Origin of the sequence: Hymenobacter aranciens (assembly GCF_030580865.1) — a bacterium.
In the GTDB taxonomy this organism is placed as follows: domain Bacteria; phylum Bacteroidota; class Bacteroidia; order Cytophagales; family Hymenobacteraceae; genus Hymenobacter; species Hymenobacter aranciens.
The window spans coordinates 201,230-224,931 of sequence record NZ_JAUQSY010000003.1 but is presented as its reverse complement, the minus strand read 5'-3'; the positions used below and the strand labels follow the sequence as shown (position 1 = coordinate 224,931).

Below are 23,702 nucleotides of genomic sequence, written 5' to 3'. Positions count from 1 at the left end.
GCTTAGCGCCCTGCGTAAAACTCCAGCACGCCGTCGGTTACCCGGCGTTGCAGGCTTTCATCCAGCTCGTAATACAGCGGCAGGCGCACCAGGCAGTCGGTGTAATGGTCGGCCCAAGGCAGGGCGCGGCCGTCGTGCTTGTTGGCGTAAAATGGGCTTTTGTGCAGCGACAGGTAGTGGAAAACCGGCAGTATCTGGCGGTGCTTCAGGTGGTCAATCAGGGCCGTGCGCTCTTCCAGGCTGCGAGTTACCAGGTAGAACATGTGCCCGTTGTTGGTAGCATAGTCGGGCACCTGGGGCAGGCCGATACCCTGCGTAGTGAGCGGGGCAAAAGCGGCATAATACCGCTCCCAAATAGCCTTGCGCTGGCCCTGAATGCTTTCCAGGTGTTCCAGCTGAGCCCACAGGAAGGCCGCGATAATATCGGATGGCAGGAAGCTGGAGCCGATGTCAACCCAGCCGTACTTATCGACTTCGCCCCGGAAAAACGAAGACCGGTTGGTGCCTTTCTCACGGATGATTTCGGCGCGCTGGGCATATTGCAGGTCGTTGATGGCCAGTAGCCCACCTTCGCCGGAAATGATGTTCTTTGTTTCGTGAAACGAGAAAGCGGCCAGCTCGCCAATGCTCCCCAGCGGGCGGCCTTTGTAATAGCTGTCGATAGCCTGGGCGGCATCCTCCACCACGGCCAGACCGTGCCGGGCAGCCACGGCCTGAATAGCATCCATGTCGCAGGCAATGCCGGCGTAGTGCACCGGCACAATAGCGCGCGTACGCGGCGTCACCAGGCTTTCGAGCGAGCTCGCGTCGATGTTGGGATTCTCGGCGGTGCTATCGGCAAAGACGATTTTGGCCCCACGGAGCACGAAAGCATTGGGCGTACTCACGAAGGTGTAGGACGGCACAATTACCTCGTCACCCGGCTGCAAATCAAGCAGAATGGCTGCCATTTCCAGCGCATCGGTGCAGCTGGTGGTCAGCAGAACTTTGGCAAAGCCCAGATTTTGCTCGAAAAACTGGTGGCACTTTTTGGTAAAAACCCCATCCCCGGATATTTTCCCCGAGCGTACCGCTTCTTCGATGTAGCGGGTTTCGGGACCGGAGAGATAGGGCTTATTAAACGGAATAGTAGGCAACATGGACGCTGAGTTGAGTACCGCAAAGGTAGCAGGGCGGTAGGCATCTTCCCCCAACCCATGGCTAGTCGAGCCAGCAGTGGTAGATATGCTCTTCCTGAACGAGCTGAAAGCCACATTTTTCGTAAAACCGGCAGGCCGGCTCATTGTCGCCCTGCGTGACCACCTGCAACTCGGCGTAGCCCCAGGCGGCGGCCTGCGCCACGGCGGCGGCCACCAGCTGCTGGCCCACACGCTGGCCGCGGGCGGCGGCATCCACGGCCAGCAGGCCGATATCGGCGCGGCCGTTTTTTTCACCCAGCGTAAGCAGCCCGAGCTCGTGGCCAGTGGGCGCCCGCCACACCAGTACCTGCCGGGCAATACTGCCCGTCAGCGAGTTGTGCAGCCAGCGGCTGTACATTTCCCGAAACACCGTCGGGGCCAGGCGCGGGTCGAGCCGGAAGCGGGAATACTCGCCGCTCTGCCAGGCCAGCGACTCCAGCTGCGGGCTATATGCGGTGGTGGCGCTGATAGCGGCGGCTACCGGCGCCGGCCCGGTAAGCACGGGCATGGCAAAGGTTACCTTGCGGTCGGCCAGCAAGGCCCCGGCCTGCCGGAGTGCCGTGGCCGCCGCGGCATTGGCGGGGCTGGCTACGGCGTAAAGCAAGCGAAAGCCGGCCCGGCGCGCATCGGCAACAGCCGTGGCAATCTGCGCTTCCGACAGGCCATCGGTGAGCAGCCGCCCGACCGAGAAGCCCAGAAAATCAGAGTCCCAGCCCAGAGGCTGGATGGTGGGCAGCATCATGAGGTGAGCGTAGAATCTGGCGCGGCGTCCGTCCGGACATCGACCACGTAGATGGGACGATTTTTAACCTGCTCGAAGGTTTTGCCGATGTAGAGGCCCACCATGCCCAGCACTGAAAGCAGCAAACCAGCAAAAAGCCAGACTGATACAATAAGGCTGGCGTAGCCTGGCTCCCAGGTATGCCCCAGCAGGTAGCGGACTAGGGTGACGAGCACAAACAGGAAAGCCGTGGCCGAAATGGCCAGCCCCAGCTTCACCGTCAGGCGCAGGGGCTTGTCGGAGTAGGCCAGAATGATGTCGAGGGCCAGGTTTAGCAGGCGGCTCAGGTTGTAGCTGCTGCTGCCTTCGGGGCGCTCGGCGTGGGCCACGGGCAGGCCGCCAGCCCGGAAGCCCACCCAGCGCACCATGGTGGGGAAGTAACGGATGCTTTCGCGCATCGACAGCACAGCTGCCACTACTTTGCGGTGATAGATACCGAAATTGGCCACGGCAGCGTCCTGCTTGGTTTCGGTGAGGTACGACAGAGTCTGATAAAACAGGCGTGAGCCCATGCGCTTCAGCCAAGAGTCCTGCCGCTCGACGCGGCGAGCGAATACCAGGTCGTAATTTTCCTGAATGGCATACTGGTACAGGGCCGGAATTTCTTCGGGCTGGTCCTGTAAATCACAGTCCATTACCACAATCCACTCGCCCCGGGCCTGCTCCAGCCCGGCGGTAATGGCCTTGTGCTGGCCAAAATTGCGCGACAGCCGCACACCGCGCACCCGGGGGTCGCGGGCGGCCTGCTCCTCAATGCGCTGCCAGGAATTGTCGGGCCCCCGGTCGTCCACCAGAATAATTTCGTAGTGCTCCGTCAGTGGGCTTACGCTGGCCTGAATGCGGCGCACCAGCTCATCGAGCAGTGCCTCGGCCCGGTACACGGGACTGACAATAGAAAAAAGCGGAGTGGAAGTACCCAAAACAGAAACAGTTAGGCAACGATACAAAAAGGCTTGACTTACGAAGCGGGTAGCAGTGTCTCGTAGGCCGTCTGGGCCTGCGCCAGGCTGCGGTGGCGCAGGGCCAGCTGCTGCACCTGCGCGCGCAAACCGGGCTGGCGCAGCATGGCCTCGAGGCGCAACAGGCTGGCGGGCAGGCTGGCGGGCTGGCTCAGGTCGAATACGGCGCCGCCGGCTTCGGCTTCGGCAATATCGGAGTCGTCGCCGACGCCCGGCGGCAGTAGCACCGGCAGGCCGCTGGCCCAGTATTCGCCGATTTTGATGGCGGAGCAGAACAGCCGGCAGGGCGCGGGCTTGATGGTAGCAAAGGCAAAGTCGGCGGCCGACAGGTAACTTGGCACTTCCGTATGCGCGGCCTTGGTCACAAACGCCTGCCCGGTGAGGCCCACCGCCGCCAGCTTGCGCTGCACGGCAGGCAGGGGGTCGGGAGTGAGAATAATCAGCCGGAAAGCCGGGCCAAAGTGGTCGGCGGCGGCCCGAAACACCGCAAACGCCTCTTCATCATAATAAATGCTGCCGAATTTTCCCACGTAAATACCCACCACGCTATCCGGCGCAAAGCCGAGCTGCCGGCGCACGCGGCTCCGCGCAGCCTCGTCGAAAGCAAACGCCTCCGCATCTACCGAGCAGGGCACGGTGGCAATGCGGCCAGCCGGCACCCCCTCGCTGATGAGCTGGCGGCGGTAGTTTTCGGCCACTGGCATAAGGCCGGCAGCCAGCTGCTTCTGGCGTTTTTCCCAGTGCCGCTGGAACAGATAGCGCGGGTCGTAGCGGCGCCACACCCCCGACTCCAGCATGTAGTCGGCGTGCGGCTCGAACGATTCGACGTAGAACGGCAGCCGGGTTTTCTGCCACACCAGGTAGGCCAGGGCGCCGGCCGGCGCCCCGCGGGCCAGAATGAAGTCGGGCCGAAACTCGCGCACCTGCCGCACCACTTCCTGCGGGAAACGGGTGAAGTCCTCAATTTTATTGAGCAGCACGTTGCGGCTGGGCCGCGAGCGCAAGGGCTCAAAGGAGATTTTGGGTGCGGGAAAACCCGGGTCGAAGGGCAGCTCGGCCTGGGCATCGGCGCCGCGCTCAATCGTTATCAGCCGAATAGCTTCCACATCGGGCCGCTGGTGCAGCAGCCGCAGGTGCGGAAACACGGTGGAAGTCGTCAGGCCGTCGTGCAGTCCCCAGTAGCTCAGAAATAGAATACGCATAGGCGTGGCCGGGCCACTCTTATTTTAACAAGCCAATGAGCTGTGGCCCCAGCAGGCAGCGCACATACAGCAGTACGCTCGTTTTCAGGCTCAACCCGGGCGCGGCTTGCCGGGCATAGGCCAGCGCCTGGGCGCGGTGCCCATCGGCATAGGCATGAATGGCACAAAGATAATAGACGCGTCCCAGCAGGCGGCGGCGCTGGTCGGCGCTCAGCTGCAGGTGCTGCTGCATCCAGCCCGCCGCCAGGTCGAGGCGGCGGATGAGGCCCTGGTTGTCAGCCCGCATCGAGCGCTGGTCGTGGTCGTTCATGGTCAGCGTCACGGCATCAACGAGCTGCACCACGGCTCCGTGCTGGGTGTTTTGCAGCATGAACATCCAGTCCTCCACCGCCGCGTAGCGCCGGTCTTCTTCGAAAGGGCGGAGCTCGGGATTGGCGCGGCGCACGCACACATTGCAGGCCAAAACGTTGCCATTCAGAAAGTCGGCAAAGCCCAGCGGACCGGCGGGCAATGGAGCCAGGTCGCTGGGGCGACGCTCGCCATCACGGTCGAAATCGTATTTCGTCGCAATAAAATCGGGCGGCGCTGGGGCGCCGGCAATGGCGGCATGCAGGGTGCTCAAATGGTTGGGATGCAGCCGGTCATCCGAATCCAGAAACAGGACGTAGCGGCCCGTGGCCCGCGCCAGCCCGTAGTTGCGGGCCACGCCACGCTCGGCATTTTCCTTGGGCAGGTACTGCACGCGCGCATCGGCCAGGTAGGGCTGCACCACGGCGGCCGTATTGTCTTTGCTGCCGTCGTCTACTATCAGTAGCTCCCAATCGGTAAACTCCTGATTTTGTACCGACTGCAGAGTCAGGCCAATGAGGTCGGCCCGGTTGTAGGTAGGGACGACAATTGAAAAATACGGCTGCATGGCATATTATTAATCAACCAGAAGACTTACAACGAAGTAGCTGGCTGAATCGACTAAAATTCAAAATAAACGAGCGGTAAGCACGACCGCGGCCCGGCTTACTCAGCGCCGCTCAACCGGCGCATACACCCAAACGGTGGTCTGGTCGGCATTGAACACGTTGTAGGGGTTGGCAAGCTGGCCCAGCAGCTGGTAGCCCGTGGGATAGTTGAGCCCGTGTGCCTGCAGCTCCTGCTGCTCCTGGCTCGAAAGTGCTTTGTTCAGCAGCAGGTAAGAGCCCTTTATGTTGGCCGGATTCAGCGACAGCGCGTGGATGTTACGCTCAAACGCAAACGAGAAGTACCACGGTGCATTCGGCGACCAGCCGTTCATCAGATACACCAATCCAGGCATATCATTCAGCGCCACAATACTTTGCCCATGCTGATAGCCACCGCGCTGCAGGGTCGCGTACAGCTCGGCTACGAAGGTGCGGAACCGGGCATCGACGTAGAATTTACCCCGAACGCCGGGCGCTTTCAGCTGTTCGGTTTGAGTTAACAAATTATCCGGCAGCATATAGGGGCGGAATATACTGCCCCACATGGCTTGCTCGAAGACGTAGAGCGCCGGCAGCATCAGTAAGGCATACAGCACGCGCCGCTGATTGGGCGCCAGCAGCGGGGCCGTCGGCAACGCGCCTTCGGCCGCCTCCGGGCGGGAGGCCGACAGCAGGCGGAAAGCAAAAAACAACAGAATGGCAAACCAGGCAACAATATCGTTCAGCACATTGGTAAGCAAGCTATTGGCCGTACCAAACGCCGCCACGGCCGGCAATGCCAGCAACCATATCAGCACCACGATTTCGCTGAAGCGAAGCGCAAGCGTGGCCGACTGGCGCCGGAACCACACGATGGCAACGGCCACCAGAAAGAGGAACAGCAGGCGGGTGGTAGCATCGGCATTGCGGTAAGCATGGTCGAACACGTTGTAGTACACGCACAAACAGGCGAAGACCAGCAGCAATACGGCCGCGATACCGTATAGCGCCAAGGGTTTGCGGGCACCATTGGTGCGCTTGCCGGTCAGCAGCACGCAGGCCCCCAGCAGGGGCAGGCCCGGCCACAGCACAAACAGCAAAACATGCAGTGCATCAGCTAGGTAGCGGCGCACCATCTGGCCCGGCCCGTAGCCCACCTTCACGATTACCTTCATCTCGCGGTTGAAATTGAGCCACCAGTCGGCATACGACTGCACCGTCCCGAAATACAGCAGCGTACCTACGCCAATGCCAAGCGCCAGCGGCAGCGCAATGAAAATCAGCAACTCCCCTACCCGTGGGCGTCGTACCAACAGCAGCATCAGTCCGTGCCAGCCCAGGCACAGCACGGCCGCCGATATTTTGGTGAAAAACCCGAAGGGAAGCAGGACGCCCGCCAGCACCAGGGCCAGCAGCGCCAGCCGGTCGCGGCTGGGCCTGCTGAGGGCAAACAGCAAAAGTCCGGCTGATGCATAGATAACCAGTGAGTTAATGCCATTATAGGACAGCGTGCGGGGCGCCCAGGAAAAAATGGCAAACGTGGCTAACAGAAAGTAGCAGAAGATGATACTATACCCGCCCGCCGTGATTCGCTGCACCCGCCCCCCCACTTCGCTTTCCAGCCATTTGCCGAAGCCGTAGGTGAAAACGGCCGTTTGCAGGGCCATGATGAACAGGTAGATTATTCGATAGCCCGCAATCGAGAATTCATGACCACCCAGCATCGTATTGATGATGAGGTGAAAGCTGGAAAAGCTGGCGTGGTAGGTATCGGCGTACCGGTAGTTAAGCAGATAGAACGATTCGTCGCTGACGTCCAGGCCTTTATTGGCAGCCCAGCCAAACACCGCCAGGCTAACAACCGTCAGCAGCAGCAGTAAGGCCTTAAACCATTTGAAAAACGTGCTATTCATCAGCAAAATGCGGAGTAAATAAAAAAGCGGCTACTGCACCTAGGGCATCAGCTTGTAGCGCAGCTTGAGGTAACTCTTGCGCAAGGGGTTGGTAAAAATGTACTTGTCGACGGCCGCCAGCAAGGTCGGGTGCCGGTCGTACTGATGCACGGTGTTGGCGCGGTGCCCTTTGCCATCGAGCAGGTAGCCCTGCGGGTCGAGCTTGAACTCGAACTCGGCCCCCACCGTCAGAATGGGGGTGTCATCGTTGTAGAGCTGCCGTACGGGGGCGATACGGCCGCTGTGCAGCAGGTCGTTGTGCACGGCCTGGTCGGCGCAGCCGTAAGCGTCTTTCAGCTCCAGAATGGCCGAGAGCAGCGTGTGCAGATAGCGCTTTATCTGGGCCATGGGGCCGAGGGTGGTGCCGGCGCAGCTCACAATCTGCTCGGCCAGCTCATCGAGTTTTTCCTGGCCGTAGCCGTTGAGCACCCACTTGCTGTTGTACTGGCAGGAGCCGATGCGCTTGTCGCGGCTTTCCATGGCCACGTAAAGCTGCGACGCGATGGGAAAATCGAAGGGGTCTTTCTGAAACACCACGTCGCGCACGTCGGTCAGCAGCACGTTGTCGAAGTCCTGCTCGTGCTTCAGAATGTAGTCGTAGTACAGGAAATGCCGGAAGTTGTAGATGTGAATCGGGTCGGGCAGGGCCGGAAAATTGGCGGGGTGCGGCTGCGAAATGTAGGGGAAATCCTTCTTGTAGAGGATGGTTTCCACACCCAGCTTCTGCAGCTGGCGCACGGTGTTGGCGCCCGTGTTGGGCCCCACAAACAGGCACACGTGCCCGTCGAACGAGGTTTTGTAGAGGGACTCAAAAAACCGCGACAGGTGAAAATAATTGTAGTTGTCGCTGATGCCCAGAATTAGATTGCGGCCCATCGTAATAAATTAAGAAGTAGGAAAAAGCGTGGTAAAAAGCTGCGCCAGCTGGCTGGCGTCAACCGTCAGGTCGGAATTGTTGTGAGCGGCGGCGCCCTGCTCGGCGCTACGGCTGGGGAGGCAGTTGTAGTTCAGGCCCAGGCCGCTGGCCAGGTGGTAGTAGCAGGGGTTGCAGGAGCTGTCGCTCATGAACTCCACCACCGTGGTATTGGGGCGCATAAAAAGGGTGTTGGTGAGCCCGGCGCCGTGAATGCCCACCAGCACGTCGGTTTCAAGCAGCAGCTGCACCTGCTCTTCAAACGACAGGGTTTCGAAATACACTGTTTCGAAGCCGTACTGCCGGAGCAGGGGCTCGATGGCGGCCTCGTTGAGCAGGCGCCGGATGCGCTGCCGCGCCCGCGACACGTACACGCGGCGGCCGGGCTGGCCCGGCGGCCGGGGCCGGGCCCCCACGGCGCGCCACACGGTTTCGCGCACTTCGCGCATCAGGGCGGGGTCCTGGTAGCCGGGGTGGGCGGCGTAGTCGGGCATCACCAGCTGAGGCACCGTCACTATTTCGCCGGGCTGCACCAGCAGCTGCCGCTCAAAGCCGAACATGGCGGCGGTTTTGGCGGCGTAGACGGGCAGGCCGGCGGGCATCAGCAGCCGGCAGCCCGGGTACTGTCGTTGCAGCAGCAGCAGGCGCGGCAGCGTGTCCACTATCCAGTGGTAGTAGTTGCCCACCGCCCAGGGGCCGTAAGCCAGCCCCACCACTTCGTTTGCGGGCAGGGGGCGGGCGCGGCGCTTCCACCACTGCCGTAGCAGGAAGCTGCCCTTGAATTCGGCTTCAACCGAGGCCGGTAACACGCTGGGCCGGAACATCTGCAGGTTCTGAAACACTACGCCGTGCCACGACACTTGCACGTTGCGCAGATGGAAAAAGTACCGCTCGGGCAGGCTGCGCTCGTTGTCGAACTGCGCCAGATAGGCCGGTGGCAGCTGCGCCGCATTGCGCGGCAGCGGCAGCTGAAACGGCAGCACGGCCGGGGCCATGGGTTCGCGCCCGGCTACCAGCTGCTTGGGTAGCAGGCCGCCGATGGTCCGTATCACGGCATCGGCAGACTTCTTCAGAGTGGTGCGCAGCGCTGCTTTCATAGTCAGTTGCTTAGCCGAGGTGCAGCCAGTTATTCAGCCCCAGGCGGGCCAGGTAGAGCACGCCCAGCAAGGCCGCAAAATAGCTGAACTGCTCCAGCGCCACCTTCCACGAGCGGATGCCTAGTGTGCCCAGCAGCACGTAGCTGTTGAGGGCCGTCAGCACCAAGCTCACGGCGCTGTAAGCTCCCACGGCGTACAAAAAGCCGTGACTTTGCACCACGAAATAGATGGCCGCAAACCGGGCCACCAGCAGCACAATGTTGAACAGCAAATCGTAAATCTGCTTGTGAATGACCGTGTACACAGCCACAAAAATGTAATAGTTTAGCCGGAAAGCGTAGTATCCGGCTAGCAAACAGGCTACCACGCCTGCGGTTTTCCACTGCCCGCCAAATACGGTGGGGAAAATCAAATCGCCGAAGATGGCGACCCCGGCGAAAGGAATGGCCAACCCCAGGAAAATGCGCCGGAAATAGCCCGAGCAGAATTTTGCCAGCTGCTCTATGCCACCGTCGTGGTGGGCCTGCACGGCATCGCGCATCACCACCGGCGACAGCGCCCCGCCCAGCAGCGAAATCGGCAGCTCCATCATGCTGGTAGCGAATGCAAAAGACCCTACCTGCGCCGAGTCGCAGTACCTCTTGAGCATGAGTATCGGCAGCTGCGACGAGAAGATATTGAGGTAGGTAGACGGCAGTACCTGCAGCGGGAAGCGCCGGTAGAAGAGGGCCGTCTTCACCAGTAGCCGTAGCGGCAGCGGGCGCAGCATCTGCAAGGTCAGCCGCGACGGCAGGCGGAATACGACCGTCCCAATTGCCACCGCCCGGTTCAGCAAGTCGCCGATAATGAAGCCAATGGGCGACGGACCAAACCACAGCGCGTGCGCGATATTGTAGCCCTTGCCGGTCATGTTGGCGCTGACGTCGGATACCGCTTTCACCGAGTATTGGTTTTCACGAATACTCAGTGAATGCAGGCACGACATCAACACCGAGGCCAGCAGAATAAACGGAATCCAGAACACCATCGAGCCGATGCTATGGATGTCGAAGAACGTCAGAATGCTGTCTTCAAAGAACCACAGTAGCACCAGGAAGCTGACCGAAACAATGAGACTCAGCCACAGCGAAAGCTGGGTGAGGGCCACAAACCGCTCATGCCGCTTAGGCAATAGCAAGGCGCCCAGATAGTTGAGACTCGATACAATCGACAGGTTGCCCAGCAGAATACTGAACACCGCGTACTCACCATAATCGGTGGGCCGGTACAGGCGCGAAATAACCGGCGACAGCAACATACCGGCTGCCGTGATGGCTGCCGAGCCCGAAAAGCCGACTACTGCTTTGCGAAATACCGCGTTGTTGGACAACCCGGCCAGTTTCGTCCATAACGACATAGAAAATGAACAGTACAGCCTTAAATGCGCGGCGGCCCGGTTTCGGGGGCGCCGCGAGAATACAAGTTCGGCCCCGTGGCACTGCCACGAGGCCGGTTGGTATTGGGGGCCGCCAGGGCGGCCCGCCGCCTTACTCGTGGTAATTCAGCACTTTGTGGCCACCTTTCAGCAAGTACGCATCGCGCTTGAAGAGGCTCAGGTCGGCCTGCATCATGTCCTTCACCAGGGCGGGCAGGTCGTAGCTGGGCTCCCACTTCAGTTTTTCCTTGCACTTGGTGGGGTCGCCGATGAGCAGCTCCACTTCGGTGGGACGGAAATAGGTGGGGTCGACGCGCACCACGGTCTGGCCGATGGCAAGCTGGTACTCCGGGTTGGTGCAGGCAGCCACGCGGCCCACTTCGTCCACGCCCTCGCCTTCGAAGGCCAGCTCCACGCCAATTTCGGCAAAGGACATGCGCACGAAGTCGCGCACGGTAGTCGTCACGCCGGTGGCGATGACGAAGTCTTCCGGCGTATCCTGCTGCAGAATCAGCCACATAGCCTGCACGTAGTCCTTGGCATGGCCCCAGTCGCGCTTGGCGTCGAGGTTGCCGAGGGCGATGTCGTCGCGCATGCCCAGGGCAATCTGCGACACGCCGCGGGTGATTTTGCGGGTCACGAAGGTTTCGCCGCGCAGCGGACTTTCGTGGTTAAACAGGATGCCGTTGCAGGCAAACATGCCGTAGGCCTCGCGGTAGTTCACCGTAATCCAGTAGCCGTAGAGCTTGGCCACGGCATAGGGCGAGCGGGGGTAGAAGGGCGTGGTTTCGCGCTGCGGCACTTCCTGCACCAGACCGTAGAGCTCGGAGGTGCTGGCCTGGTAAATCTTGGTTTTCTTGGTGAGGCCCAGCAGGCGCACGGCTTCCAGAATACGCAGGGTACCAACGCCGTCCACATCAGCTACATACTCGGGCGCGTCGAACGACACCTTCACGTGCGACATGGCGCCGAGGTTATAAATCTCGTCGGGCTGCACTTCCTGAATGATGCGAATCAAGTTGGTCGAGTCGGTCAGGTCGCCGTAGTGGTTGGTGAGGCGCGGGTTTTTGTGGCCGTGCTCGTCGGTAATGAGGTGGTCGATACGGTCGGTATTGAACAGCGACGAGCGCCGCTTGATACCGTGAACCTCATAGCCTTTTTCCAGCAAAAACTCGGTGAGGTAAGCCCCGTCTTGGCCGGTGATGCCGGTGATGAGCGCAACTTTCATACGTGTGAGAATAGTAAAACGGCCGTTAAGCAGGCCGCAATGAGTTTATTAACAAAATTAGCTCAGCGCCTTAGTCAGCTGCTGCTCCTGAAACAAAAATTCGGTGGGATGCGCGGCATTGTAGCTGCGCATCAGTTCGTCGGCTACGTCAAATGCCGTTTGCAGCGCATCGGCCGGGGCTACGCCGCCCGCTGGGGCCGCGTAGGTAGTCGGCATTTTCAAGTTGCCTTCGTATTGCTTCATGCTCAAGCCGCTAAACAAGGCCCGCTTGAGCGGACGCAGCGGCTTTTTCAGCCACTCGGCGTAGGGTACGCGCTGGCGCAGCAAGCTGCCGAGGTCGTTGCCGTACTGCTTGTCGTAATAGTAGCGCATCCGGTTGGCTTCCTCGGTACTGGCATTGACTGCCTTGCCCTGGTTCATCACTCGGAAATTACTCTGGGGATTTTCGAGGCGCACGCTAAGCATGGCCGTGCTCCAAGCAATGCTGATGCCCTTGAGGCTGGTAATGCGGTAGGTAAACTCGGTATCGACCTGCACCACGCCGGTATTGAACAAGCCCGTGAGCGCCAGCGAAGTGCGCCGGATAATCAGCGGCAGGCCAATCATCCATACCACTTCCTTGTGGGCCAGCCAACGGCGGAAGTTGTCGGCCACGTCGTCGTAAAGGCTGGCTTCACCTAAGTTTTCGAGCTGAATCAGACCGGTATTGCCCGACAGCACGTCCACGCTCGGGTTGGCCAGCATGAAGGCCTTGGCCTCGCGGATGGCCGGGTAACAGAACGCATCGTCGTCAGTCACGAGCTTTATCAGCTCGCCCCGGGCGCGTAGCATGGCTTTGTTGAAGCCGTGGGCCTCGCCTTTGTCGCGCTCCGACACAAACTGCTGAATTTTACCAGCTTCGTATAGCTCCCGTAGGTAATCCGGCGTACCGTCGTTGCTGCCGCCATCGCACACTACGATTTCCTCGTCGGGCTGCCGCTCGGCAATAAGCCGGGCCACTACCTGCTTGAGGTAAGGTAGCTTGTTGTAAGTGGTAAGGACGTAAGAAAGCGTATACATTCAGGAAAAGTAAGAAAACAGATGGGCAAACTACTGCTGTTTGCTATCTAGTAGCCAAGTTTTTTGGCGTATTCAAGCATTTTTTCGCGGGGGCGGACTTTCACCGGCCGGGCTGGCACGCCCACGTACACCGTCCAGGGTTCGGTGTCCTTGGTTACCAGCGAGCAGGCGCCGATGACGCAGCCCTCCCCTATCGTCACGTCGGGCATGATAACGACGTTGGTGCCGATGCCCGAGAAGCGCGAGCAGCGGATAGTGCCAAAGTCCACGGTATCACGAAACTCCTCGGGAGCCGTCACGCTCGTAAAACCGTCGCCCATGAAGCGGTCGGAGCCGCAGATGAGGCGGCTGCCGGCCGCGATGGTCACGAAATCCTCCACCACCAGCGTACTCTGCGCCCCGCCAATGATGGTGAGGTAAGGCGAGAGGTGCGTGTAGTCGCCGATTTCGGCCGCCGTGGTCAGGTACACGCCCGAGTCGATGGCGACGTGGCTGCCCACGCGCACCAGATGCGGCCGGCGAATCTCGACATTGGCGCTGATGAATACGTCATCGCCACAGCTTTGTAACAGTGCAGTGTCGTATTGGGCCGAGCGAAGCGGGGAAGGGTCGGTGGCCATGTTAGTAGGGGTAAACGGACTCGTAATACTTCACCGTTTCGGCGATACCGACGCGGAAATCGGTGAATTCAAACGCTGGGAATACCTGGCGAAATTTCTTGTCATCCATCACTTTTTTGGGAGCACCGTCGGGCTTCGAAGGGTCCCACACCAGCTTGCCGCAGTAGTCAAATTTTTCCTGGATGATGCCCACCAGCTCCTTCACGCTCAGGCCGTCGTTCTGGGCCAGGTTGGTGGGTTGAGTGAGGCCCTCACGGTCGGGGTTTTGGAGCACGTCCCACACCAGGCGGGCAAAGTCGGGTGCGTAAAGCCACTCGCGGATGGCCACGCCCGTACCCCACACCGGCAGCTCGGCCTGGCCGGTATGCTCAGCTTTCACAAACTTGGAAATCAACGCATTCAGAGCGTGAGCTTTGTTGGGGTCGGTCGAGTCGTAGGGCCCGTACATGTTGGGCGTGAGCAGGTGAATGCTCCGCACGCCGTACTGCAACTGGAAGCACTCGGCAGCGGCCCACAGCAGGCGGCGGCTGGTACCGTAGCTCAGTACCGAGCGGTGCAGGTGACCGTTCCACCACTCGTCTTCCCGAAAAATATCGGCGGTGGCCGGGTAGGCGCAATTGGCAATTGGATTAATAACCAACACCTGCGGGCATTCCTGCGCCACGGCCTCGTACATTCCCAGAATCATGCGCGAGTTGTCGGCCACTACCGTAGCCGCCTGCTCAGTCACATAATTGAGGCTGCCCACGTGGGCCGCGCAGTTGATGATATGCGTGGGTTGATGCTCGCGCAGAAAAGCCGCCGTGGCAGCGGGGTCGCGCAGGTCGAGCCCCGTACTGAGCGAAGCGCCTACAAAACTGACATTGTGGCGACTAAGCTCGTCAGTTACGTTGCGCCCGGCAAAGCCGGTATGGCCAAAAACAATAATTTTCATTGTGCTGCTTACCATCCTTGCTTGATTACGTCCACGATATAGCCGGCCTGCTCAGCCGTCAGCGCATCGTGGAGCGGAATGTGAATCTGCGTTTCGTCGAAGCGGCGCTGCTGGGTCAGCTCGGGGCGCTTGCCGCCGAAGAGGGTGTTGTTGTCGATGCCATCGTGCACCACGGAAGCCCCTACGCCCCTGGCCTTAAGGGCCCGGATAAAGTCCAGGCGGTTTTCGACGTGAAAGCCGAACAGCCAATGGGCGCTTTCGCGGTCGGTCTGATGCTGAAACAGCGTGAGGCCCGCCACCGCCGCCAGACCATCGCGGTATTGCTGCACCCGCTGGCGGCGCACGGCCATGCGGTCGTGAAAGCCGTTGAGGTTGGCCAAGCCGAGCGCGGCGGCGTAGTCGCTCAGGTGGTATTTATACCCCACGTCGGTGAGGTCATATTCCCGCTCGCCTACTTCGTTCATCGGCGAATTGGCCCGGTCGATGCCGAACCAGCGGCGGCGAAACACCTCACGCGCTTTCTCGGGGTCGCGGGCGCAGAGCGCGCCACCATCGCCGGTAGTCAGGTGCTTAATAGCCTGGAAGGAGAAGCAGGTATAGTCGGAGATGGCGCCGATGGGCTGGCCCTGGTAGGTAGCTCCGGGAGCATGGGCGGCATCTTCGATAACGACCAGATTGTGGCGCTGTGCAATGGCATGCAGCTCAGCCATGTCGCAGGGATAGCCGCCCCAGTGCACGGCCATAATGGCTTTGGTGCGCGGGGTAATGCGGTGCTCCACGTCGGCCGGGTCGATATTACCGTTTTCGTACTGAATATCGGCAAATACCGGCCGGGCACCCACCTGCACCACGGTGATGGCCGAGGCAATGAAGGTTTGCGGGGACAGAATGACTTCGTCGCCGGCACCAACGCCGGCCACCTCCAGCGCTAGGTGCAGGGCGCTGGTACCCGAATTGAGGGCCGCCGGATGCAGCATCCCCAACTCGGCCGTCAGCTGGCCTTCAAACTGCTTAACCAGCTTGCCCTCACTCAGAAACGTACTGGCAAGCACCTCACTCACGCGCTGTTGCGCCGAGGGATGAACGAAGGTATTGAACAAGGGCAGGAACTGCCCACCGGGCGGGACCTGATTTCCGGTCAGGGCCGGCAGCGATGAAATATCAGCCATGGGAAAGAGAAATCGAGGGTTGGGAAACGGGCCGAAGTGCTTTCGGCAGCGCACCCAGCAGTGCATCAGTTAGCAGCCGGGTGTTGTAAGCAGTAGAAAGGATGCCTTGCGGCACTTGCTTCATAAAGCGCTGAATGGCTGCCACGTATTCGGCATAGCGGGCATACGGCATGGTGGCGAGGTACTGGTACAGCTCTTCGTGCGTGGCAAACTGGCGCCGGTCGATGTAGCAGTCCGGCGGTACCAGGTCGGGCGCGAGCTGGTCGCCCAGATACACCGGCACGGTAGCCGCCGCCAGGCAGTCAAAAAGCTTCTCGGTCAGGTAGCCATTCAGGCCTTCGGTGTTTTCGTAGGCAATGGCAAACTTATAGCGCCGCACGTACTCAATCTTTTCGAGCGGCGGAATGCTGCCCCGGTAGACGCGGTCGAAGATGCGCTTGCGACCGTGCACAATAGCCCGCAGCACAAACTGCGGCAGCCAGCGCTTCAGCAGCCCCGCGCCCCGGAAGCTGGCGTAGGTGTCGGGATGCACGCCCCGGCTGTAGAAATCGAGGTGGGTGGGCTGCTGGTTGGAAAACCAGCGTAGCGTGTTGTAGCGCTCGTAGAGCAGGGAGCGGGAACCCGGCGGTGGCGGCAGCACGGCAAACGAGGCCGCCGCCAGCATGCACAGCTTACGCTCCGCAAACTCGGCTTCGCTGACGGGCTGAAACGCCGGGTAGTCCTCGAAATCAATGGCGTAATGGTACCGGAAATAGCGCACGTCATCTATCAGCTGGACGTCGTACGTCAGGATGCGGTCAAATACCTGATGCCGGGCCTTGTCCCAGTTGGTGGGGTAATACGTGGGTGGTTCCGACAGCATCAGGCACAGGGCCAGGCAGGTAGCAGGGCGCTGGAAGTCCTGAAACGCCTCTACCTGGTCGAGCACCAGCACCAGTGCCGATTCCTGCGGGGGATGAATATCCTGCGTAGCCAGCTCGATGCCGTGCCGACGCAGCTCGTGGCGCAGCGCAATGAACTGGTACATGTCGCTTTTCATGCCATGCAGCGGCGCGCCCGAAAACACGCCGTTGTTCAGCAGCGCCGCATCGGGCCTCACGAAAAGAGTAGCTTTGAGCAAAGGGGTCATGAAAGAAGCCAGCGGCGACAAGGGCACTGTTTAAGCGGGTTGCAGGTTCTTGCCGGCGCCCGCCAGAAAATCCTGGTAGACGTGGCGCAGGCCAGTTGCCAAATCGGTGCGCGCCTGCCATCCTAGCGCAGCCAGCTTGCTGCTATCCATTAGTTTGCGCGGAGTACCGTCGGGCATATCCGTATTAAAGCGGATGGTGCCCTGGTAGCCGACCACTTCAGCCACCAGGTGAGCCAGCTCGCCGATGCTCACATCGGTGCCGGTGCCCACGTTGATGGGGCCGGGCTCGTTATAGTGCTGCAGCAGGAAGTAGCAGGCATCGGCCAGGTCGTCGACGTGCATAAACTCGCGCATGGGCTTGCCGGTGCCCCACACTTCTACCTCCGGCAGCTGTTGCAGCTGGGCGTCGTGAAACTTGCGAATCAGCGCCGGCAGTACGTGCGAGTTGTTGAGGTCGTAGTTATCGTTGGGGCCGTAGAGGTTAGTAGGCATGGCCGAAATGAAGTTCGAACCATGCTGGGCCCGGTACGCGTCGCACATTTTCACTCCCGCAATCTTGGCAATGGCGTAGGGCTCGTTGGTGGGCTCCAGCAGTCCCGTCAGCAAGTATTGCTCGCTGATAGGCTGCGGGGCCATCTTCGGATAGATGCACGAGGAGCCCAGCAGCAGCAGCTTTTCCACGCCGGATTCATGCGCCTGCTGAATCACATTACACTGAATCATCAGGTTGGAGTAGATAAAATCGGCGCGGTAGGTATTGTTGGCGTGGATGCCCCCTACCAGCGCAGCGGCCAGTATCACGTGTTGCGGGCGCGTTTCGGCGAAGAAAGCGCGCACGGCTACTTGGTCGCGCAAGTCCAGCTCCTGCGAGGTGCGCACCATCAGGTTCGTAAAGCCAGCCTTTTTCAACCGCCGCACCATTGCCGACCCCACCATTCCGCGGTGACCGGCAACGTATATTCTGTCATTTTTCTCCATCGATAAAGGCTGTTTGAGGCGGCGTTCCACAAGGCACGCGGACCACAAAGGTAACCCCGCAGGCCGAAACAGCCGGCAAAATCATGATACTGCTAAATTTTTTACAAATAGTATCACTTAACCATCACTTATCCCAGACCTCGCGCACCACGTAAAGCGGGCGCTTGCGGGCCGCATCGAGCCCGCGCCACACGTATTCGCCGATGATGCCCAGCGCCACCATCTGAAAGGCCGACACGAACAGCAGCACCACCATTAGGGCCGACCAGCCAGCGGGCTCGTTGCTACCGAACAGCTTGAGGGCGATGATATAGCAGCCGTAGAGCAGCGCCACCAGCCCCAGCCCCAGCCCCAGCGCCGAGATGGCCCGAATGGGGACGAACGAGAAAGCCAGTAGCGAGTCAATCAGCAATTTGACTTTCTTGGAAAGCGTCCAGCGCGAGCGGCCCAGCTGGCGGCGGCGGCGGGTGTAGGGAATGTTGACGTAGGCAAAGCCCAGCCAAAGCATCAGGTAGAAAACGTTGGAGTTGCGCTCGTGCAACTTGAGCACCTCGGTGGCCACCTGCCGGTCGAAGAGCACAAAATCGAAGCCGCCGGGCGGGATGTTACGCAGGGCCAGCCGCCGCATCAGCCAGTGAAAGAGCCGCGCCAGGGCCTGGGCCAGGCCGGTTTCCTCGCGGTCCTGCCGGTTGCCGATGACGAGCTTGATGCCCTGCTGCCAATAAGCATACATGCGGGGCAGCAGCTCGGGCGGGTCCTGCAAATCGGCGGTTATCACGGCCATACAGTCGCCGGTGGCGTGGGCCATACCCGCCACAATGGCGTTGTAGGAACCTACGTTACCCGCCAAATCGACCACGCGAATGCGGCCCGGGTACTGCTGCTGCGCCCGGCGCAGGGCGCCCAGCGTATCATCGCCCGAGCCGTCATTGACGAACACATACTCCACCGTGACTTCCGGCGGAAAAGCCGCTTCGTTAGCCAGCAGCTCGCGCACCGTCACGGGGATATTCTCCTCGTTGAAGTAGCAGGGCACGATAACTGACAGCGTAGGCATGGAGCGCGGGGGCGAATAAAAACCAATCAAAAGTAGAGGCGCGGCTTGATTAGCGGCCGCATTTCCCGGCGCCCCTACCCTGCTGATGCCGCAAATTCGCGAATGGCGCCGGCTACCGTGGCTACCTGGGCCTCGCTCATGCCCGGCCACAGCGGCAGGCTGAGGCTGGTGGCCGCCAGCTCCTCGGCAATAGGAAATGCCCCGGCTGGCAACGCCAGCGGCGCGTAGGCCGGCTGCCGGTGCGGCGGGATGGGATAATGGATAAGTGTACCGATACCATGCTGCGTCAGGTACCGTTGCAGGGCATCGCGCCGGGCGTGGCGCACCACGTAGAGGTGGTAAACGTGGGTGGCGCCGGAGGCTGTGCGCGGTCGGTGCAGGCCGGGAATATCGGCCAAGTAGTGGTTGTACCAGGCAGCCAGCTGCTGGCGCTGGGCCGTCCAGCGTGGCAGCTGCGGCAGCTTGGTGCGCAGCACGGCCGCCTGTAGCTCGTCGAGGCGGGAGTTGTAGCCCACCACTTCGTTGTGATATTTCTCTTGCGAGCCGTAGTTGCGCAGCACCCGCAGCTGCTGGGCCAGCGCGGCATCGGCAGTGGTCAGGGCGCCGGCATCGCCGAGGGCACCTAGGTTTTTGCCGGGGTAGAAGCTGGTGGCATTGAGGTGGCCGAAGCTGCCGGTGAGCTGGCCGGCGAAGGCCGCGCCGTGGGCCTGGGCATTGTCTTCCACCACCCATAGGCCATGCTGCCGGGCAAAGGCCATGATTTCGGGCATGCGGCAGGCCTGACCGTAGAGATGCACCGGTATGATGGCCCGGGTGCGGGGCGTGAGCGCAGCCGGCAGGCGGTCCGGGTCGAGGTTGGCCGTGGCGGGGTCGGGCTCCACGGGCACCGGTGTGGCGCCCACCTGCGTCACGGCCAGCCAGGTGGCGATATAGGTATTGGAAGGCACGATAACTTCATCGCCCGGCCCGACGCCCAGCGCCCGCAGGGCCAGCACCATTGCATCCAATCCATTGGCAACACCCACGCAGTAAGTCACTTGGCTGAAGGCAGCGTATTCGCGCTCGAAAGCGGCTACCTCCTCCCCCAGCACCAGCCAGTTCGAATCGTAAACGCGGGCCACGGCGGCCAGCACCTCGGCCCGCAACGGCTCGTGCTGCGGGGCCAGGGAGAGAAAAGGAATAAAATCGCTCACTCCGGCAAAGATAAATGGCAGGCCAGCACGTGACTGGTAGCCCCCAGCCGGAAGCCCAGCGCCTCGGCGTTGTGAACGACTGCCCGGTTGGTGGCCTGCGTGGTCATCAGCACGTAGCGCTGACCCAGGGTGCGGGCACGGTGCAGGGTTTCGCTCAGCAGGCGGCGGTGCCAGCCCCGGTTGGCCGGGCCCACGGCCGCGAGCAGCACCCGCGAGAGCGGTACGCCCAGCTTTTGGGTGTCAACCTGCAAATCAGAAATTGCTAGAAACGAATCGATGGGCAAGCCAGGCTCAGCAGGCACCAGCACCACGTCGGCCAGGGCGCCGGTGGTGGCAGCTTCGGCGTAGCGGGCTAGCAGCGCGTCGGCGCGTTCGGCACCAATCCACGGGTCGGCGTGGAAGCGGTCGAAGGGGTTGCGGGCGGCAGCGGCCACCCGGCCCAGCAGCGCGGCCTCATCGGCCCGGGCGGGGCGCACGGGCCAGCGCGGTGCGGCCGCCTCGGCTACCGCCGGATGGTAGTAATGCAGCCGCGTTTCGATGAGCTGCCAACCGGCACCGCTCAGCGCCTGGAGCAGGCGGATATCCTCGGCGGGCACCACGCTGAAGGCGTAGAAGCACCCCTGCTGGGCCAGCTGGCTGCGCAGAGCAGCAGCAGCGGTTTGCAGGGCAGCCGGCGGCGTCTCTCCGGTAAATAAGCCCGTTACCAGACGGCAGGTCGGAATTTCGAAAAACGCCGAATCCCAGGGCAGGCGGCGCAGCAGCCACTGGCCGGAGGTGTCCGCCATCGGCAGCACTTCTTCAGCAGCATCAGCTCCAAAATCCGCCAGGGCTGCCCCGCCGAACTGCTCCCGGGCCGCGGCCGGCAACTCGCGCAGAAAGTGGTAGGGCGACAAAAAGGCTAGTTCGGCTGCCCGGGCGGCCAGCAATTCGGGGGCCGCTTTCATTATTGCCGCCACAGTGCCCGCAGCTGGTCGTAGTCCCGAATGTAGTCGGCTTCGTCGTAGGGCTGCGAAGCCAGCACCAGCTGCACGGCCGTGTGCGAATACTGCATGGTATGCCAGCAATAGGGCGGCACGTACAGCCCCACCCGCGGGTTTTCGAGCCGGAAGGTTTCGATGGGCTCGCCGGCTACTTCGGTGGTGACGGTGATGCGCCCGGTGGCGGCGATGAGCACCTGCGCCGTGCGGTGGTGCGCGTGCCGCCCGCGCACGATGCTTTCGGGCGTGTAGTAGGTCCAGAACACGCGCTGCACGGCGAAGGGCAGCAGGTCGCCGGCATTTTCCGCCACCGAGATGTAGCCGATTTCGGGCGCGCCGAGCTTGGGAAACTCAATCAGAAACGGACGGGCCAAATCGGGCATGGGGGCGGTAGTGAAAGTGTAAAAGTAGGGCCGCCACTCTTAAACAGCGAGGCACCCCGCCCCGCTCGGGCAGAGCAGAACGGGGTGCCTCGGAAACAGCAGCGGCCGGCGGCCGGGGCTTACTTAACGTGCTCCTTGAAGTATTCGAGCGTGCGGCGCAGGCCTTCGGCGCGGTCTACCTTGGGCTCCCAGCCTAGGATTTCCTTGGCCTTGGTGATGTCCGGCTTGCGCTTCATGGGGTCGTTTTCGGGCAGCGCCTGGTAGGTCGGCTTGAACTCCACACCCGTCAGTTTGGCAATTTCCTCGCCGAACTGCTTGATGGTGATTTCGGCCGGGTTGCCGATGTTCACGGGCAGGTGATAGTCGCTGAGCAGCAGGCGGTAGATGCCTTCCACGAGGTCGTCCACGTAGCAGAACGAGCGGGTCTGCGAGCCGTCGCCGAACACCGTCAGGTTCTCGCCGCGCAAGGCCTGCGAGAGGAACGCCGGCAGCACGCGGCCGTCGTCGAGACGCATGCGCGGGCCGTAGGTGTTGAAAATACGGATGATGCGGGTTTCGAGGCCGTGGTGGTTGTGGTAGGCCATCGTGATGGCTTCCTGGAAACGCTTGGCTTCGTCGTAGCAGCCGCGCGGGCCCACGGGGTTCACGTTGCCAAAATAGGTTTCAACCTGCGGGTGGATTTCGGGGTCACCGTACACTTCCGAAGTGCTGGCAATCAGCATGCGGGCACCTTTCACGCGGGCCAGGCCCAGCAGGTTGTGCGTACCGAGCGAACCCACTTTCAGAGTCTGAATCGGAATCTTGAGATAGTCAATCGGCGAGGCTGGCGAGGCGAAGTGCAGGATGTAATCAAGCTTGCCGGGCACGAACACGAACTTACTCACGTCGTGGTGGTGAAACTCGAAATCCTCACGCTTAAACAGGTGCTCGATGTTGGCCAGGTTGCCCGTCACCAGGTTGTCCATGGCGATGACGTGGTAGCCCTCGGTCAGAAACCGGTCGCAGAGGTGGGACCCCAGGAAACCGGCGCCGCCGGTTATCAGGATACGTTTTTTTTCTTCAGACATAAATGGTTGTCATCCTGAGCGCAGCGAAGGACCTTATCACGTCCGCGCCGCTCAATTTAGTAATACTCCTGTAGGGTGCAGCCGTGATAAGGTCCTTCGCTGCGCTCAGGATGACAGATAGTGTGCGAGTTAAGCCTGAACCGGCTCCTTGTGCGCGGTGCGCACACCGATGCAGTGGTAGGCGAAACCGGCAGCTTTCATTTCGGCAGCGTCGTAGATGTTGCGGCCGTCGAAGATGTTTTTCTGCTTCATCAGGCGCGCTACCACCTCAAAGTTGGGCGAGCGGAAGTCGGGCCACTCGGTCACGACGAGAAGGGCGTCGGCGTCGATGAGGGCTTCAAACTCGTCCTTGGCGTAGGTGATGGAGTCGCCCAGGGTGTGCTCGGCTTCCTTCATGGCCACGGGGTCGTAGGCCGTCACGGTGCAGCCGGCGGCGAGCAGCTTCTCGATGATAACCAGCGAGGGAGCTTCGCGCATGTCATCGGTTTTGGGCTTGAAGCTCAGGCCCCACACGGCGATTTTGAGGCCGCGCAGCTCGCCGGCGAAGTGGTTGCTCAGCTTGTCGAACAGCACCGATTTCTGGGCGTCGTTCACGCTTTCCACGGCGCGCAGCACCTGCATGTCGTAGCCGTTTTCGGCGGCGGTTTTAATCAGCGCCTTCACGTCTTTGGGGAAGCAGGAGCCGCCGTAGCCAATGCCGGGGTAGATGAACTTGGTGCCGATGCGGGCGTCGGAGCCGATGCCCTGGCGCACTTTGTTCACGTCGGCCCCCATGATTTCGCAGAGGTTGGCCACGTCGTTCATGAACGAGATTTTGGTCGCCAGCATCGAGTTGGCGGCGTATTTCGTCATCTCGGCCGAGGGAATATCCATGAAGATAATCGGGTGGCCGTTGAGCAGGAAGGGCTTGTAGAGTTTGCGCATCACGTCCTCGGCACGCTCCGAAGCCACGCCCACCACGATGCGGTCGGGCTTGAGGAAGTCGTCGATGGCGGCGCCTTCTTTCAGGAATTCGGGGTTGGAAGCCACGTCGAACTCGATGTTGGCCCCGCGCTTGTCGAGGGCTTTTTCGATTTCGGCGCGCACCTTGGCGGCGGTGCCCACGGGCACGGTGCTCTTGGTCACGATAACACCGTAGCCGTTCATGTGCTCGCCGATGCCGCGGGCCACGGCCAGCACGTACTTCAGGTCGGCCGAGCCGTCTTCGCCGGGAGGGGTGCCCACGGCAATGAAGGCCACGTCGCAGCCTTGGATGGCCTCGCCGAGGTTGGTCGAGAAGTGCAGGCGGCCCTTCTCCACGTTGCGGCTCACCATTTCTTCGAGGCCGGGCTCGTAGATGGGCAGGATGCCCTGGTGAAGATTGGCGATTTTGCGCTCGTCGATGTCGATGCAGGTCACGTCGATGCCGACTTCGGCAAAACAGGTGCCCGTAACCAGCCCGACGTAGCCGGTGCCTACTACTGCTATTTTCATAGAA

General features: G+C 61.2%; 22 protein-coding genes. All 22 read right to left on the bottom strand.

What is annotated here, in order from left to right; genetic code table 11:
• Positions 1-2: 2 nt before the first annotated feature.
• The 22 genes from rffA to Q5H93_RS05350 all read right to left on the bottom strand — a co-directional run bounded on the left by rffA (position 3) and on the right by Q5H93_RS05350 (position 23,698).
• Positions 3-1,139, bottom strand: a complete 1,137-nt coding sequence (gene rffA / locus Q5H93_RS05455) for a dTDP-4-amino-4,6-dideoxygalactose transaminase (RefSeq protein ID WP_305005488.1) — start codon at positions 1,137-1,139, stop codon at positions 3-5.
• A 61-nt stretch (positions 1,140-1,200) separates the two neighbouring features.
• Complete coding sequence (locus Q5H93_RS05450) at positions 1,201-1,920, bottom strand: GNAT family N-acetyltransferase (protein WP_305005487.1); 720 nt, start codon at positions 1,918-1,920, stop codon at positions 1,201-1,203.
• Positions 1,917-2,879 carry a glycosyltransferase family 2 protein gene (locus Q5H93_RS05445; RefSeq protein WP_305005486.1) on the bottom strand — a complete coding sequence of 321 codons (963 nt, stop codon included), beginning with the start codon at positions 2,877-2,879 and terminating at the stop codon, positions 1,917-1,919. Before Q5H93_RS05445 ends, Q5H93_RS05450 begins: the two co-directional genes overlap by 4 nt.
• A 38-nt stretch (positions 2,880-2,917) precedes the next feature.
• Positions 2,918-4,120 carry a glycosyltransferase gene (locus Q5H93_RS05440; protein ID WP_305005485.1) on the bottom strand — a complete coding sequence of 401 codons (1,203 nt, stop codon included), beginning with the start codon at positions 4,118-4,120 and terminating at the stop codon, positions 2,918-2,920.
• 19 nt (positions 4,121-4,139) lie between these two features.
• The gene (locus tag Q5H93_RS05435; RefSeq protein ID WP_305005484.1) at positions 4,140-5,036 is read right to left on the bottom strand and encodes a glycosyltransferase family 2 protein; all 897 of its coding nucleotides are present in this window, start codon (positions 5,034-5,036) and stop codon (positions 4,140-4,142) included.
• Positions 5,037-5,138: 102 nt separating this feature from the next.
• Positions 5,139-6,968 carry a hypothetical protein gene (locus Q5H93_RS05430; protein WP_305005483.1) on the bottom strand — a complete coding sequence of 610 codons (1,830 nt, stop codon included), beginning with the start codon at positions 6,966-6,968 and terminating at the stop codon, positions 5,139-5,141.
• A gap of 39 nt (positions 6,969-7,007) precedes the next feature.
• Entirely contained in the window at positions 7,008-7,883 is an 876-nt protein-coding gene (locus Q5H93_RS05425; protein WP_305005482.1) for a hypothetical protein, read from the bottom strand.
• Positions 7,884-7,892: 9 nt separating this feature from the next.
• Positions 7,893-9,017 (bottom strand): glycosyltransferase family 61 protein, encoded by a 1,125-nt coding sequence (locus Q5H93_RS05420; protein ID WP_305005481.1) that lies wholly within the window; start codon positions 9,015-9,017, stop codon positions 7,893-7,895.
• 10 nt (positions 9,018-9,027) lie between these two features.
• Positions 9,028-10,413 (bottom strand): lipopolysaccharide biosynthesis protein, encoded by a 1,386-nt coding sequence (locus tag Q5H93_RS05415; protein ID WP_305005480.1) that lies wholly within the window; start codon positions 10,411-10,413, stop codon positions 9,028-9,030.
• Between the two features lie 130 nt (positions 10,414-10,543).
• Positions 10,544-11,659, bottom strand: coding sequence for a GDP-mannose 4,6-dehydratase (gmd, locus tag Q5H93_RS05410; RefSeq protein ID WP_305005479.1), 1,116 nt, complete (start codon positions 11,657-11,659; stop codon positions 10,544-10,546).
• 57 nt (positions 11,660-11,716) lie between these two features.
• Entirely contained in the window at positions 11,717-12,718 is a 1,002-nt protein-coding gene (locus tag Q5H93_RS05405; RefSeq protein WP_305005478.1) for a glycosyltransferase, read from the bottom strand.
• Between the two features lie 47 nt (positions 12,719-12,765).
• Positions 12,766-13,338, bottom strand: coding sequence for an acyltransferase (locus Q5H93_RS05400; protein ID WP_305005477.1), 573 nt, complete (start codon positions 13,336-13,338; stop codon positions 12,766-12,768).
• 1 nt (position 13,339) lies between these two features.
• Positions 13,340-14,272 carry an NAD-dependent epimerase/dehydratase family protein gene (locus tag Q5H93_RS05395; protein WP_305005476.1) on the bottom strand — a complete coding sequence of 311 codons (933 nt, stop codon included), beginning with the start codon at positions 14,270-14,272 and terminating at the stop codon, positions 13,340-13,342.
• 8 nt (positions 14,273-14,280) lie between these two features.
• Positions 14,281-15,441 (bottom strand): DegT/DnrJ/EryC1/StrS family aminotransferase, encoded by a 1,161-nt coding sequence (locus tag Q5H93_RS05390; protein WP_305005475.1) that lies wholly within the window; start codon positions 15,439-15,441, stop codon positions 14,281-14,283.
• Positions 15,434-16,570: a glycosyltransferase family 10 domain-containing protein gene (locus tag Q5H93_RS05385; protein ID WP_305005474.1), complete on the bottom strand. Its 1,137-nt coding sequence runs from the start codon at positions 16,568-16,570 to the stop codon at positions 15,434-15,436. The genes Q5H93_RS05390 and Q5H93_RS05385 overlap by 8 nt, the downstream gene beginning before the upstream one ends.
• Positions 16,571-16,600: 30 nt before the next feature.
• Entirely contained in the window at positions 16,601-17,548 is a 948-nt protein-coding gene (locus Q5H93_RS05380) for a GDP-L-fucose synthase family protein (protein WP_305005473.1), read from the bottom strand.
• 124 nt (positions 17,549-17,672) lie between these two features.
• Complete coding sequence (locus Q5H93_RS05375; RefSeq protein ID WP_305005472.1) at positions 17,673-18,605, bottom strand: glycosyltransferase family 2 protein; 933 nt, start codon at positions 18,603-18,605, stop codon at positions 17,673-17,675.
• Positions 18,606-18,679: 74 nt separating this feature from the next.
• On the bottom strand, positions 18,680-19,798 hold the full coding sequence (locus Q5H93_RS05370) for a DegT/DnrJ/EryC1/StrS family aminotransferase (RefSeq protein ID WP_305005471.1): 1,119 nt from the start codon (positions 19,796-19,798) through the stop codon (positions 18,680-18,682).
• Entirely contained in the window at positions 19,795-20,742 is a 948-nt protein-coding gene (locus Q5H93_RS05365; RefSeq protein ID WP_305005470.1) for a GNAT family protein, read from the bottom strand. The genes Q5H93_RS05370 and Q5H93_RS05365 overlap by 4 nt, the downstream gene beginning before the upstream one ends.
• Positions 20,742-21,158 (bottom strand): sugar 3,4-ketoisomerase, encoded by a 417-nt coding sequence (locus tag Q5H93_RS05360; protein ID WP_305005469.1) that lies wholly within the window; start codon positions 21,156-21,158, stop codon positions 20,742-20,744. Before Q5H93_RS05360 ends, Q5H93_RS05365 begins: the two co-directional genes overlap by 1 nt.
• A 119-nt stretch (positions 21,159-21,277) precedes the next feature.
• Positions 21,278-22,225: a UDP-glucuronic acid decarboxylase family protein gene (locus Q5H93_RS05355; RefSeq protein WP_305005468.1), complete on the bottom strand. Its 948-nt coding sequence runs from the start codon at positions 22,223-22,225 to the stop codon at positions 21,278-21,280.
• A 129-nt stretch (positions 22,226-22,354) separates the two neighbouring features.
• Positions 22,355-23,698: a UDP-glucose dehydrogenase family protein gene (locus Q5H93_RS05350; protein ID WP_305005467.1), complete on the bottom strand. Its 1,344-nt coding sequence runs from the start codon at positions 23,696-23,698 to the stop codon at positions 22,355-22,357.
• Positions 23,699-23,702: the final 4 nt, after the last annotated feature.

What these genes read in the sequence shown, in the direction of transcription:
- rffA (WP_305005488.1), bottom strand. Translation starts at nt 1,139, where the DNA reads ATGTTGCCTACTATTCCGTTTAATAAGCCCTATCTCTCCGGTCCCGAA.
- Q5H93_RS05450 (WP_305005487.1), bottom strand. Translation starts at nt 1,920, where the DNA reads ATGATGCTGCCCACCATCCAGCCTCTGGGCTGGGACTCTGATTTTCTG.
- Q5H93_RS05440 (WP_305005485.1), bottom strand. Translation starts at nt 4,120, where the DNA reads ATGCGTATTCTATTTCTGAGCTACTGGGGACTGCACGACGGCCTGACG.
- Q5H93_RS05435 (WP_305005484.1), bottom strand. Translation starts at nt 5,036, where the DNA reads ATGCAGCCGTATTTTTCAATTGTCGTCCCTACCTACAACCGGGCCGAC.
- Q5H93_RS05430 (WP_305005483.1), bottom strand. Translation starts at nt 6,968, where the DNA reads ATGAATAGCACGTTTTTCAAATGGTTTAAGGCCTTACTGCTGCTGCTG.
- Q5H93_RS05425 (WP_305005482.1), bottom strand. Translation starts at nt 7,883, where the DNA reads ATGGGCCGCAATCTAATTCTGGGCATCAGCGACAACTACAATTATTTT.
- Q5H93_RS05420 (WP_305005481.1), bottom strand. Translation starts at nt 9,017, where the DNA reads ATGAAAGCAGCGCTGCGCACCACTCTGAAGAAGTCTGCCGATGCCGTG.
- Q5H93_RS05415 (WP_305005480.1), bottom strand. Translation starts at nt 10,413, where the DNA reads ATGTCGTTATGGACGAAACTGGCCGGGTTGTCCAACAACGCGGTATTT.
- gmd (WP_305005479.1), bottom strand. Translation starts at nt 11,659, where the DNA reads ATGAAAGTTGCGCTCATCACCGGCATCACCGGCCAAGACGGGGCTTAC.
- Q5H93_RS05405 (WP_305005478.1), bottom strand. Translation starts at nt 12,718, where the DNA reads ATGTATACGCTTTCTTACGTCCTTACCACTTACAACAAGCTACCTTAC.
- Q5H93_RS05400 (WP_305005477.1), bottom strand. Translation starts at nt 13,338, where the DNA reads ATGGCCACCGACCCTTCCCCGCTTCGCTCGGCCCAATACGACACTGCA.
- Q5H93_RS05395 (WP_305005476.1), bottom strand. Translation starts at nt 14,272, where the DNA reads ATGAAAATTATTGTTTTTGGCCATACCGGCTTTGCCGGGCGCAACGTA.
- Q5H93_RS05390 (WP_305005475.1), bottom strand. Translation starts at nt 15,441, where the DNA reads ATGGCTGATATTTCATCGCTGCCGGCCCTGACCGGAAATCAGGTCCCG.
- Q5H93_RS05385 (WP_305005474.1), bottom strand. Translation starts at nt 16,570, where the DNA reads ATGACCCCTTTGCTCAAAGCTACTCTTTTCGTGAGGCCCGATGCGGCG.
- Q5H93_RS05380 (WP_305005473.1), bottom strand. Translation starts at nt 17,548, where the DNA reads ATGGAGAAAAATGACAGAATATACGTTGCCGGTCACCGCGGAATGGTG.
- Q5H93_RS05375 (WP_305005472.1), bottom strand. Translation starts at nt 18,605, where the DNA reads ATGCCTACGCTGTCAGTTATCGTGCCCTGCTACTTCAACGAGGAGAAT.
- Q5H93_RS05365 (WP_305005470.1), bottom strand. Translation starts at nt 20,742, where the DNA reads ATGAAAGCGGCCCCCGAATTGCTGGCCGCCCGGGCAGCCGAACTAGCC.
- Q5H93_RS05360 (WP_305005469.1), bottom strand. Translation starts at nt 21,158, where the DNA reads ATGCCCGATTTGGCCCGTCCGTTTCTGATTGAGTTTCCCAAGCTCGGC.
- Q5H93_RS05355 (WP_305005468.1), bottom strand. Translation starts at nt 22,225, where the DNA reads ATGTCTGAAGAAAAAAAACGTATCCTGATAACCGGCGGCGCCGGTTTC.
- Q5H93_RS05350 (WP_305005467.1), bottom strand. Translation starts at nt 23,698, where the DNA reads ATGAAAATAGCAGTAGTAGGCACCGGCTACGTCGGGCTGGTTACGGGC.